The following is a 12,157-nucleotide window of genomic DNA, read 5'->3' as shown; positions in this document are numbered from 1 at the left end:
TAAAGGGGTTTAGATATATGAAAAGACAACCAACTTTTTTAGAGTCTATATCTACAATTATAGTTATGGTAATCGTAGTAACAACAGGATTTGTCATCTTTAATATACCTATTCAAGTTTTATTACTTATATCTTCAGCTTATGCAGCATGTATTGCTTATCGGGTAGGATTACGTTGGGAAGATTTGGAAGAAGGGATATCTAAACGATTGAATACAGCGATGCCGGCGATATTTATTATTTTAGCTGTGGGTATTATTGTAGGTAGTTGGATGTTCTCCGGTACTGTACCTGCACTTATTTATTATGGTCTTAATTTTTTAAATCCAAGTTATTTTCTAGTTTCTGCTTTTATCATTAGTGCGATTACGTCAGTAGCGACTGGTACGGCATGGGGGTCAGCATCAACTGCTGGTATTGCGTTAATATCAATCGGAAATCAATTAGGTATTGAAAGTGGTATGGCTGCAGGCGCTATTATTGCTGGTGCAGTATTTGGTGACAAAATGTCACCACTATCAGATACGACCAACCTAGCCGCATTAGTTACAAAAGTCAATATCTTTTCACATATTAGATCGATGATGTGGACTACGATACCTGCTTCTATCATTGGATTAATTGTCTGGTTTTTTGCAGGATTAAAATATCAAAGTCATACGAATCCTAAGCAAATTAAACAACTACTTCATGAATTAACACAGGTATACAATATTAATATATTTGTATGGATTCCATTAATTGTGATTATAGTATGCTTACTATTAAAAATTTCTACTGTACCTGCGATGTTAATATCAAGTTTAAGTGCACTTTTAGTAGGAACATTTAACAATCATTTCAATATTGTTGATGGTTTCAAGGCAACATTTAATGGTTTTAGTCATACTATGGTAAATCAAAGTCATGTTTCAAATAGTGTCAAAGCACTAATAGAACAGGGTGGCATGATGAGTATGACTGAAATTATCGTGACCATATTCTGTGGGTATGCATTTGCTGGTATTGTTGAAAAAGCCGGTTGTCTAGATGTTTTATTAAAGACAGTATCAAAAGGTGTGAATTCTGTTGGCACACTTATATTAGTAACAGTAGTATGTTGTCTCATGCTAGTTTTTGCAGCTGGTGTCGCATCTATCGTTATTATAATGGTAGGGGTACTTATGAAACAAATGTTCGAAGAGAGACATTTATCCCAAACTGTATTATCTCGAACATTGGAAGATTCAAGTACAATGGTATTGCCTTTAATACCTTGGGGAACATCAGGTATATACTATGCACATCAATTAAATGTAAGTGTTAATGACTTCTTTATATGGACCGTTCCTTGTTATATATGTGCAATCATTGCAGTTATTTATGGCTTTACAGGAATAGGAATTAAAAAAATTAATAAAAGTGAAGTTTAAATGAATGAAAATGTGGAAAGTATTAAATAAGTTAAAACAATTACATAGATATAAATTGTAGCGATTATATCTGAATGATGTTTTAACTGATAAATATCCTTCTAATTAGAGTAGTGATTGAGTTTTGTAGCGGAATTTAATCATGAAATATTAGACTAAACGAATTCTTTTAAACAACATTTAATAAATTGCCAATTATTATGTAGAAAAAGCGAATCAAGAAAGATTATTTGAATTTGTTTGTAACCAAGAACCGGGTAAGGTTGTAGCGATATTACCTGGTTTACTTGGTTATTAACGAGACAGTTATTTAGTTACTGTTCTCAATTAAATCGTTAATATAATAGTTGCAATCATATAAAGAAACCGAGTATTACATTCACAATTTTGTGAACATAATACTCGGTTTTTTAAATATGACTAAAAATGATTAGTGAATGTAGTTATATGAACCAGCTTGACTAGCTGAGATAGTACGTGATGTTACTACACCAGGACCATGTCCATAGTTCATTTCAGAAACGCGAATTGAACCGTCACTGTTTACACTTTCAACGTAAGCAACATGACCAAATCCACCTTGAGTTGTTTGTAAAATAGCACCTGCTGCTGGGCGATTATTTACAGTGTAACCTGCAGCTGCTGCAGCGTTTGCCCAATTATTAGCATTACCCCAAGTTGAACCAACTTTTCCACCTACACGGTCATATACATAATATGTACATTGTCCAGCAGTGTATAAGTTTCCGCCATTTGAAGTTGCTCTTGATAATGAAATACCATTTGAAGATGGTGCAGATGTCGTAGTTACATGTACGTTATGGCTTGTTGCTGAATAACTAGCACCTAAACCGCCTGTACGTTGTGGTGTGTTATAAGCTTGAGTGTTATAGCCATAATCATAATTATTATAATTGTAGTTATTGTAATTGTTGTAAGCTTGAGTATTGTAACCATAATCGTAGCTGTTATTATGGTTTACTTTGTCTGGGCTCCAATTTCCTTGCCAAGTGTAGTGGTAATTACCTTGTTGATCGATTGTATATGAATAACTGTAAGAAGTTGGATCATTTGGGTTATATCCACCATTATTATTTTCTGCTGCTTGAGCATCATGATTTGCAAAAGCGAAAGTAGCGATTCCTGCAGTTGCGATTGTAGCTGTAGCGATTTTTTTCATTTGATAAATATCCTCCAATTTATTTTTATAATTTTAATAGCATAAAAGCTATGTTTTTATGTAAATGAATTCGTTCTTAACGACAAGCAATACTTTACCAAAAAAAAGTAGGTTTGTGGGCGTTGTTATGGATTTGTAATTTTTTGCTAATATTGTTACACAACTTAAAATAAAAATAATACGGCAATGATTTTGTTGAAATATGATGGTTATGCCATTTATTAAATGAATTTAAAATATTACGAAAAAATGTGTTACATATCTGTAAACTTACAGAAAATTTAAATTGTATTATATTTTAAAGGATGAATAATAAATTAAAGCGTAGGACAACATCATTTAATAATATATGTAAAATATGAACTGTTCTTAATAAATGATAGTTATCAACGAGTGATAAAATATATTGAAAAATGGATAAAGTAACTAATAGTCTAAAACATGCTGTTTAAATATAAATGAAAATTGATATAATCTTTAAAAGAATTGATAGTATAGAATATTAAATCGTTATAAAATTGAATGTGAAGATAGAGGTTATCTAATTAAGAGATACTTATTAAATCAAAGCATGAAGTTATGTGGATGATGTTATTGTAAGCAGCGTGAGGAAACAACATGATAGAAAACTATTCAGTCCGAATATTTCAGAATTTAATTATTAATAATAGTAAAGAGTCAAATATCAAACTTATTTATTGGTTAAAAGGGACAGGTAACATGATCGTTAATTTAAAAAAGTATGAGATGTGGCCTGGTCGTGTTTTACTCGTAATGATGAATGATGTATATCAAATTAAAAGTGAAAATCAAGCTATAACTTGTTTAATAGAAGTTTCAACTAAGGATTTCTTGAGATTTGTAACACCTCGAACAAGACTAATAGGTGGAGAAATACCAACGTCGAACTACTCAAAAATTACTGATCTACTAACCAAGTTAATCGAAATAAAATGTATGAATCAAACAGAAGAAATGATGATTGATAAAATTATCAAATATTTATGTATTGAATTATGCTCAATCGCTTCAGATGAAAAAGGGAATCAGGGCATTTCACTCATTTCAGAACCTATTCATAATTATTTAGTAGACAATCACTCAAGAAAAATAAATAAGAATGAATTAGTAAATGCAACTAATGTGCCAAGTCATCAATTAACACAAATGTTTCAACATACACCTTATTATAGTTTTAACCAATATTTAAATCATATTAGACTAAAATTTTGTTTGATTGATATTTTATCAACCGATCAATCAATCGAGTTTATTGCGATAAATCATGGTTTCAATCATTATTCTAGGTTTATCAAATTATTTAAAGATGCTTATGGTCAAACGCCAAAATTAATTAGAAAACTATATATAGAGACGTCTATCTCTAATAATAAAACAAAAGAAATTAAATTGGACGAAAGTATATTAAGACTTTTGAACCACGTGAATAAAGATAATCAACAATCATCTATGATGATTGATGTTCATTTCCCAGTAAGTAAACAGCGCAAAAGGATTGTCCCTCATCAATTATATATAGAAGTGGATAAATTAATAACGCTCAGTCATTTTGATTTGTTGAAATTGAAAGAGAAATTGAATTATAGATGTAAGCCGATCCATATCATTATATAAGTTGAATTAACTTCACTCATAAAACAAAGCAAGGTATTTGAAGAACATTTAAATCAACGATTAAAAATGTTAAATGATGTGAATATGATTCCAGTTTATAAGATTAAAACAGAACACTCAGATGAATTGACTTCAATTGAAAAAATAGCCATCCAAAAATTAATCAAAATCTTATTTCAAATAAAAAGGCGATTTAAAAATGAAAAATTAGAAGTTTTAATTCGAGGGATTAATATTGATAGAATTAAAGAATTTAAACAATTATTGAATGTATATTTTGATGATTATCAATTAATTTGGTCTCCTTATCAACAACAATTAAATATGATTGATAAGGCTGAAAAACTAGTAGACATGATCATGATTCCTTTAAATAAAGTAAGTCAATTTGATTTTATTAAAAATGAAAAATTAATGATTAGTAATTTGATAGAGGGTAATCATACTTGTTTTATCAAACAGTCGCATTTTAAACAATTTAAAGACATTTTTAAACAACTGAAAAATGTCAATGCTGTCTGTTTACATTGGGATGATATTGATATGAAAGATATACAATTTTCTCAAATCACATCGACTCATTCCATATTGTTTTTATTGGATATTTATAATCAATTGCGTGGTAAAGTTATATTTGAGAATGCTAATTTGATAGTGTCTCATTATAGAAATGAATATCAGTGTATTGCACTACTAGATATACCAATGACTAAAAATCCTAATATTGATTTTGTTCAATTCAATTTCGCAAATATAACTAATATCAATCATGCTGAAATTAACATGATAGACTATTAGCCTTTTATGAAGTCAACTAAAGGAGATAGGAAATCAGATACAAGTGAGATTAAAACAGAAAATTTATATTGGATTGGTGAAATTTGTAAAAAAGAAATAGGTAAAAACACGATACAACTACCAAGTATAGCAATGGTTCATATTAATATTTTAGTTAATGATGTATGACTGGTATGTAAAGGGGAAGATTCATCATGCCAAATGTAAAAATAAAGACGTTTATTGCGCACTACATGATTATTAAAGTCGCTAACGATTATTTAAAATATTCATACCATTTAACATTTGATCATATTAAATTACTTTACTTTTTAGTTAATGAGAAAAACAATGAAAAGTATATGGATCTTAATCAACTTGAAATGGTCGAACAAAAAACAAAGATACTACAAATGTTACAATACTTATATCAACAACATTGGATTTTGAAAGATCGTAAGGATGAAGACCAACGACAATTAAGTATATCGATAACAGAGCTACAGAAACAAAAAATACATTTTTTATTTAGTGAACTTCTTGAAATGCTTAATTCAAATCAATTAATTATAAATGCTACAACAAAACATTCTATTAAATATGTTATAACCTGTAATGAAATGATTAGTTACATTAGTCAATGTTTAAATAAATATAACCTTTCAATTGAAGAACTCTATGTACTAGCTACATTACTTATTAATGAAAATGAAATGACAATTAAGTATATGAGATATCAAACACAAAGAGGTGTTGTAGCTTTAAGTCCCAATATAAAGAAGTTGAAACAAAAGGGTTATATTATAAAAGAAAGATGTGTCGAAGATGAACGTACGATCAAACTTAAAATAAAACATTCTAATATGAACTTAGTCGTTTCTATCATTGAATCATGTTATGAAATTTTAAAAAAGGGAATTAAAGATATATAAATAGATGAGTTATAGATAGAAGGAGTTTGTGTATGATTTTAGATAATGTCAATCCCAATGATTTATTCCCAACTGAAAAGAAAGGTCCTTCAGTGTTAGGAATTATGGATTACCAAGTTCAAGGACAATCTCAATTTGAGGGTGCATTTATAGCTACGTCTGAACGTTTAATTATGAATGTAGATATGAATGGTCAATTCTATTATAGAAATATTGGCTACGATGAAGTGAATGAAATTGAATATGATGGTGAAACAATTATATTTAATTTTAATATTGGTAAAATACCGATGCACGATTTTAAATCTAATGAAGTTCAAGCGTTTGTTGATTTTGTAAAAGATAAAATACAGGCTTAAACAAGCGGTTATAAGAAATATTTGAAATGAAACTGTCAATACTACTAATGATATATAGCGATATGCCATGATAATACGTATTATTATGGCATATCGTTATTTTTATTTTAATATTGCTTAGCAATTTATTATTTGTAAAAATCCAACTAATCAAATGGGAATTATAAAAATTTTAAAATATACGCTTTCAGAATAAGTGGTAAATTTGTGATATATATATTTTAATAACCATGAAAAAAGTTAAATAAATTTTTGAGAAAAGAAATAAATATATAAATGAAAATTCGAGTAATAAAATTATTGAATTTTTAAACTTGTTTGTTTAAAATGAACTTTGTAACATGGGTGGAGATCAATTCAGTAAGATGAAATTATGTAAACCTTGCTACAACAAGATGTGCATCAGAGGAGTGGTTTTAGAATGGCAAAAATAAAAAATATTAATGATTTAGTTGACGCTACATTTCAAGTGAAAAAATTCTTTAGAGATACAAAAAAGCAATATAATCTTAACTATGAAGAAATTTATATTCTGAATTACATATTAAAAAGTGAGTCTAATGAAATATCTTCTAAAGAAATTGCAACATGTTCTGAATTTAAACCATATTACTTAACTAAAGCATTACAAAAATTAAAAGAGTTAAATTTATTATCTAAAAAGAGAAGCGTGCATGACGAACGTACAGTAATAGTTTTTGTGACAAAAGAACAAAAGGATAAAATTAAGCAACTCATTGATGAATTAGAACAATATATCTAAGTGACTTGTTTTATTATATTTTATATTTAATGGTTCAAATTCAGATAATTAATTGTGATGGAAAGTAAGTTTTGGAATTGAGTAAGAAAGTGGAGCATTAGTTGTTACGCTTTTATCGTGTAGCTAGGGAATTATAGGTGTTTATCATTATAAACTTATTGGAAAATGGGTGTGTTTCAAGGTTAATGAATGTTTTCTTATTGTAGATACGATAAAAATGATCCATTAACCACAAACTGAATAGCATCTTAATTACATAATTTAGCTTCGCCCCTTATTTTTCAAATAAAGAAAGGCTTGGTTACCAAATGGCAACCAAGCCTTTTTAAATTTTAATCATTTTGACACTTGATTCACATTAATATTTTCTTAAGAAATTTAAATTTCTATCATACAGCATATTAGCAATATAAGCTTGAACTGTTTCAAGGATCTTTTCAATATACTGTGTACGGTTAGATAAAATTCTAATCGATAGCCCGTGTGTTGGTAATTGTGAAATGCCAAGTCGACAATTTAATTCTTTCTCAAAATGTTTAATTTGATCATAAACCTCATCGATAAATCTTTGATTTACATTAGGATGAATAAAATAAGCTGATCCTAAATGAGTATAATTTTCCATATAACCAATAGAATCTATTGAATTTTTTTCGGGATTTAACATAAGGTTATCATAATTTACTAATTCATTATCGATGTATATTTCATTTACCAAATGCATATACTTATATGAAAAGTTTTTATCTTCTGATGAATAACCAGGTGTAAGAATATCAGTATAAAACATGGCACTGGTTTGATCTAAGTCAAAGCGATTGTATTGATAAAATTTAGCATTTTCGTATGCAATAATTGGATCTGCCACATATTCCATGTATGCGTTTGGCTTTAAATGGAATGTTTGATACTGTTCCACTCTGTCGTTTAATGTTTTATAAATTTTCGTCGCACCTTGAGAAGTCAGTGTTACACTAGCATTTTCTTCAATATTAAAATTCATTGAATAACGATCACCGTCAAGATAACCACCACCGACATTAACAATATAGAAAGTAGGGATGGTTGATCCGTTTAAATATACTGGACGAATAACTTTTAATGCTTTTTCAAAAAAGATATCACGTGCAACAGAACGACTTCCATTATTAAATACGGTTAAATCAAGTTGACCTGTCCAAGCTTGTTGAGACATTATGATAATCCTTTAAGTAAAGTATCTCGTTCAATCCACTTAATCACTTCATCAAGACCTTCATCTGTTTTTAAGTTAGTAAACGCGAATGGTCTGTCGCCTCTAAATACTTTTGTATCTTCAGCCATTTGTTCTAACGATGCGCCAACATGTGGTGCTAAATCCGTTTTATTGATGATGAAAAAGTCTGATTTAATCATACCTTGTCCACCTTTACGAGGGATTTTTTCACCTTGAGCAACGTCGATAATATAGATTGAAAAATCTACAAGTTCAGGACTGAATGTAGCTGCTAAGTTGTCGCCACCAGATTCAATAAAGATAAGTTCAATATCATCATTACGTTCTAATAACTCATCAATAGCAGCAAAGTTCATAGAAGCATCTTCACGAATTGCTGTATGAGGGCAACCACCTGTTTCTACACCAATAATTCTATCTTCAGGTAAGACACCTGTATTAACTAAGATCTTTTCGTCTTCTTTTGTATAAATGTCATTCGTTATAACGCCGATGCTCATATCTTTGGCTAGACGTCTAACTACTTTTTCTATTAATTGGGTTTTACCTGCACCAACAGGGCCACCAATTCCAATTTTAATTGGTTCAGTCATACTGATACCTCCTATGAAATAAAGATTCTTACATTAACATTTTCATGTTCCATTTGGTTTAATTCTAAACCGGGTGCTGTCATACCAAAGTCGCTTTCATCAAGTGATAATATATGATTTCTTGTTTCTTCGATATAAGGCACCATTTGTGTAACCACTTTTTGCCCAGCAGTTTGTCCTAAAGGAATAGCTCTCACTGCATTTTGTGTTAAACTTGATACATTTTGATAAAGGTAATAATCAATGATTGTTCCTATATCAACACCTAAATGATAACCAAGCATAGTGAAGCAGATAGCTGGATGCAATTTGGCTTTTTTATTTTTCATTTGTTCATGATACCAATTAATCCATTCGCTATCGTATAATTCCGTCGCTAATTTCACCATACGTGTTCCCATCTGTTTTGCACCAACACGTGTTTCTTTAGGAATACTTTGTACGAATATAAGTTGATCCATACGTAAAATCTTTTCTGTGTCATTTGCTTCTAGAGCCTCATAGACAATTCTCATCGCAAGACCATCCGAATACGTTAACTGTTCATTTAAAAATAATTTTAACCATTGTACAAAAGTGTCATCATTATTGACTGACTCACGTTGTATATAGGTTTCTAATCCGAATGAGTGACTGAAAGCACCCGTTGGAAATTGCGAATCACAGAACTGAAATAAACGTAAATTTTGATGATCAATCATGGGAATGTCCTATATGTCTAAATGCTTGATTTACTTTTCTATCTTCGTGACTATATGGAATACCTAAAGATTTTAGTAAATCTTCTACAAGATAGTCATATTGTACTAACATTTCAGTTTCTGTGAACTGTGCTGGTAAATGACGGTTCCCAAGTTGATGAGCAATATCTCCCATTTCTTTTAAATTACGTGGTTTAATCACTAATAAATCTTCAGAATTAACATCTACGACAATCATATTGTTCTCATCTTGATATAAAATATCACCATATTGTAAGTCGATAGGTTGTTTTAATCGAATACCTAATTCGTTACCATGATCTGTTTTGACACGTTGAATACGTTTAACTAAATCAGAATTTTCTAGATATACTTTTTCGACATGTTTATTTTTTTCTTCAGCTGATAAATTGGCTATATTGCCTTGTATTTCTTCGATAATCATTAATATGCTTCCTCCTAGAATAAGAAGTATCTTTGAGTTAATGGTAACTCAGTTGCTGCTTCACTCGTAATTTTTTCCCCATCAACATAAACTTCATATGTTTGTGGATCAACATCTAATTTAGGTGTTGCACTGTTATTCTTCATATCTGCTTTTGTCAAGTTACGGATATTTTTAACAGGTCTTACCATACGTTGTAAGTTAAGTTGTCTGTAAATACCATTTTCATAAGCAGTATTAGATACAAATGTCATAGCTGTATGAGTAATATTACCTCCATATTGTCCATACATTCTACGATATTTCATTGGTTCTGATGTTGGGATAGAACCATTAGCATCACCATTAACTGCTACATTTATTAAACCGCCTTTTACTACAAGCTCAGGTTTAACACCAAAGAAAGCAGGATCCCATAATACTAAGTCAGCTAATTTACCAGATTCAATTGAACCAACATAGTCAGAAATACCATGTGTAATAGCAGGGTTAATTGTATATTTCGCAATATAACGTTTAATACGATTATTATCGTTATATTCTGAATCGCCTTCTAATGGACCACGTTGTTCTTTCATACGATGAGCGGTTTGCCATGCACGCGTGATAACTTCACCGACACGTCCCATCGCTTGTGAGTCAGAACTAATCATACTGAATACACCCATATCTTGTAATACATCTTCAGCAGCAATAGTTTCTTTACGAATACGTGAGTCTGCAAATGCAATATCTTCTGGAATTGAAGCATTTAAATGGTGTGTAATCATAACCATATCTAAGTGTTCATCTACAGTATTATGCGTATAAGGTAATGTAGGGTTAGTAGATGAAGGTAAGATATTTGAATAAGACGCTGATTTAATTAAGTCAGGTGCATGTCCGCCACCAGCACCTTCAGTATGATACATGTGTAAGACACGATTATTAACTGCTTTCATTGTATCTTCCATAAAACCAGCTTCGTTTAATGTATCGGCATGAAGTGCAATTTGAACATCGAATTCATCTGCTACGTCTAATGCATGACTTAATGCTGATGGTGTAGCACCCCAGTCTTCATGAACTTTTAAACCAATAACACCAGCATGGATTTGTTCGATAAGTGCTGTGTGATTGACTGCTTGTCCTTTACCTGTAAAACCAACATTGATAGGTAATGCTTCTGCAGCTTCTAACATACGATGTATATGCCAAGGACCAGGGGTTACAGTTGTTGCTTTTGCACCTTCTGAAGCACCAGTACCACCACCGATATGTGTTGTAATACCGCTTTCTAATGCGACTTCTGCTTGCTCAGGATTGATAAAGTGAACATGAGTATCAATACCACCAGCTGTTACGATTTTCCCTTCTGCAGAAATAATATCAGTTGTACTACCAATGATGATATTCACATTATCCATAATGTCAGGATTACCCGCTTTACCGATTGCAAAAATATAGCCGTTTTTAATTCCGATATCCGCTTTAACAATTTTGTCATAATCGATAATCATTGCGTTCGTTAAAACTAAATCGGCTACATTTTTATCATCACGAGTTACGTTAGGATTCTGTGCCATACCATCACGAATAGATTTCCCACCACCGAATGTAGCTTCGTCACCATAATTAGCATAATCTTTCTCAACTTCTGCAAATAGGTTAGTATCACCTAATCTTACAGCGTCACCAACGGTTGGACCGTATAAACTTGTGTATTGTGATTGCGTCATTTTAAAGCTCATTATTTAGTACCACCTTTTTTATTGACATTATCATGGCCTTCGTCATTGAATACGCCTGCATATTTATCGTCTTCGCCAGTAGGACGATATACACGGGAACCATCGATAGGGCCATTTACAAATCCGCGGAAGCCATAAATTCTACGATTACCTGCATACTCTACAAGTTGGACTTGTTTGACATCTCCAGGTTCAAATCTGACAGCTGCACCAGCAGGAATATCTAAATGTTTACCGTAAGCTTTGTCGCGTTCAAAATCCAAAGCTAAGTTAGCCTCAAAAAAGTGGAAATGTGAGCCTATTTGAATAGGGCGATCTCCAGTGTTTTTTACTTCAAGTACCGTTTCTGGTGAATTTGGGTTAATTTCAATATCTGTATTTTTAATTCTAATTTCTCCAGGAATCATATTAACG

14 protein-coding genes are annotated in these 12,157 nt (G+C 31.0%); 7 read left to right on the top strand and 7 right to left on the bottom strand.

Annotated features, from left to right (window positions below; translation table 11 throughout):
• The first annotated feature begins 17 nt into the window (after positions 1 to 17).
• On the top strand, positions 18 to 1,412 hold the full coding sequence (nhaC, locus tag ACZ267_RS00620; protein ID WP_079448964.1) for a Na+/H+ antiporter NhaC: 1,395 nt from the start codon (positions 18 to 20) through the stop codon (positions 1,410 to 1,412).
• A gap of 430 nt (positions 1,413 to 1,842) precedes the next feature.
• Here nhaC and ACZ267_RS00615 read toward each other — a convergent pair whose 3' ends face one another.
• Positions 1,843 to 2,592 (bottom strand): CHAP domain-containing protein, encoded by a 750-nt coding sequence (locus tag ACZ267_RS00615; protein WP_002465515.1) that lies wholly within the window; start codon positions 2,590 to 2,592, stop codon positions 1,843 to 1,845.
• A gap of 618 nt (positions 2,593 to 3,210) precedes the next feature.
• Here ACZ267_RS00615 and ACZ267_RS00610 point away from each other — a divergent pair.
• The 6 genes from ACZ267_RS00610 (at position 3,211) to ACZ267_RS00585 (ending at position 7,058) form a co-directional block, all read left to right on the top strand.
• Positions 3,211 to 4,227 carry a helix-turn-helix transcriptional regulator gene (locus tag ACZ267_RS00610; RefSeq protein WP_463680275.1) on the top strand — a complete coding sequence of 339 codons (1,017 nt, stop codon included), beginning with the start codon at positions 3,211 to 3,213 and terminating at the stop codon, positions 4,225 to 4,227.
• Positions 4,228 to 4,311: 84 nt separating this feature from the next.
• Positions 4,312 to 5,025: a hypothetical protein gene (locus ACZ267_RS00605; RefSeq protein ID WP_463680274.1), complete on the top strand. Its 714-nt coding sequence runs from the start codon at positions 4,312 to 4,314 to the stop codon at positions 5,023 to 5,025.
• A gap of 6 nt (positions 5,026 to 5,031) precedes the next feature.
• Positions 5,032 to 5,193: a hypothetical protein gene (locus tag ACZ267_RS00600; protein ID WP_251509925.1), complete on the top strand. Its 162-nt coding sequence runs from the start codon at positions 5,032 to 5,034 to the stop codon at positions 5,191 to 5,193.
• A 26-nt stretch (positions 5,194 to 5,219) separates the two neighbouring features.
• Entirely contained in the window at positions 5,220 to 5,936 is a 717-nt protein-coding gene (locus ACZ267_RS00595; RefSeq protein WP_002465509.1) for a transcriptional regulator, SarA/Rot family, read from the top strand.
• 32 nt (positions 5,937 to 5,968) lie between these two features.
• Positions 5,969 to 6,295, top strand: a complete 327-nt coding sequence (locus ACZ267_RS00590) for a PH domain-containing protein (protein WP_015364778.1) — start codon at positions 5,969 to 5,971, stop codon at positions 6,293 to 6,295.
• A gap of 421 nt (positions 6,296 to 6,716) precedes the next feature.
• Positions 6,717 to 7,058 carry a transcriptional regulator, SarA/Rot family gene (locus ACZ267_RS00585; RefSeq protein ID WP_002465419.1) on the top strand — a complete coding sequence of 114 codons (342 nt, stop codon included), beginning with the start codon at positions 6,717 to 6,719 and terminating at the stop codon, positions 7,056 to 7,058.
• A 358-nt stretch (positions 7,059 to 7,416) separates the two neighbouring features.
• On the opposite strand, the gene ACZ267_RS00580 is transcribed toward ACZ267_RS00585, so the two are convergent.
• The 6 genes from ACZ267_RS00580 to ACZ267_RS00555 are packed head-to-tail and all read right to left on the bottom strand — an operon-like array spanning position 7,417 to position 12,150.
• The gene (locus tag ACZ267_RS00580; RefSeq protein ID WP_079448963.1) at positions 7,417 to 8,253 is read right to left on the bottom strand and encodes an urease accessory protein UreD; all 837 of its coding nucleotides are present in this window, start codon (positions 8,251 to 8,253) and stop codon (positions 7,417 to 7,419) included.
• The gene (gene ureG, locus ACZ267_RS00575; protein ID WP_002465435.1) at positions 8,253 to 8,867 is read right to left on the bottom strand and encodes an urease accessory protein UreG; all 615 of its coding nucleotides are present in this window, start codon (positions 8,865 to 8,867) and stop codon (positions 8,253 to 8,255) included. Before ureG ends, ACZ267_RS00580 begins: the two co-directional genes overlap by 1 nt.
• Positions 8,868 to 8,878: 11 nt before the next feature.
• Positions 8,879 to 9,568 carry an urease accessory protein UreF gene (locus ACZ267_RS00570; RefSeq protein WP_002465437.1) on the bottom strand — a complete coding sequence of 230 codons (690 nt, stop codon included), beginning with the start codon at positions 9,566 to 9,568 and terminating at the stop codon, positions 8,879 to 8,881.
• Entirely contained in the window at positions 9,561 to 10,013 is a 453-nt protein-coding gene (ureE, locus tag ACZ267_RS00565; RefSeq protein WP_015364779.1) for an urease accessory protein UreE, read from the bottom strand. The genes ACZ267_RS00570 and ureE overlap by 8 nt, the downstream gene beginning before the upstream one ends.
• A 14-nt stretch (positions 10,014 to 10,027) precedes the next feature.
• On the bottom strand, positions 10,028 to 11,743 hold the full coding sequence (ureC, locus tag ACZ267_RS00560; RefSeq protein ID WP_015364780.1) for an urease subunit alpha: 1,716 nt from the start codon (positions 11,741 to 11,743) through the stop codon (positions 10,028 to 10,030).
• Positions 11,743 to 12,150, bottom strand: a complete 408-nt coding sequence (locus tag ACZ267_RS00555; protein WP_002465420.1) for an urease subunit beta — start codon at positions 12,148 to 12,150, stop codon at positions 11,743 to 11,745. The genes ureC and ACZ267_RS00555 overlap by 1 nt, the downstream gene beginning before the upstream one ends.
• Between the last annotated feature and the right edge of the window lie 7 nt (positions 12,151 to 12,157).

The sequence above is a fragment of the Staphylococcus sp. AC872 genome, from assembly GCF_979255425.1.
The sequence above is the reverse complement of the archived record's forward strand: the minus strand, read 5'-3'. Positions and strand labels throughout refer to the sequence as shown.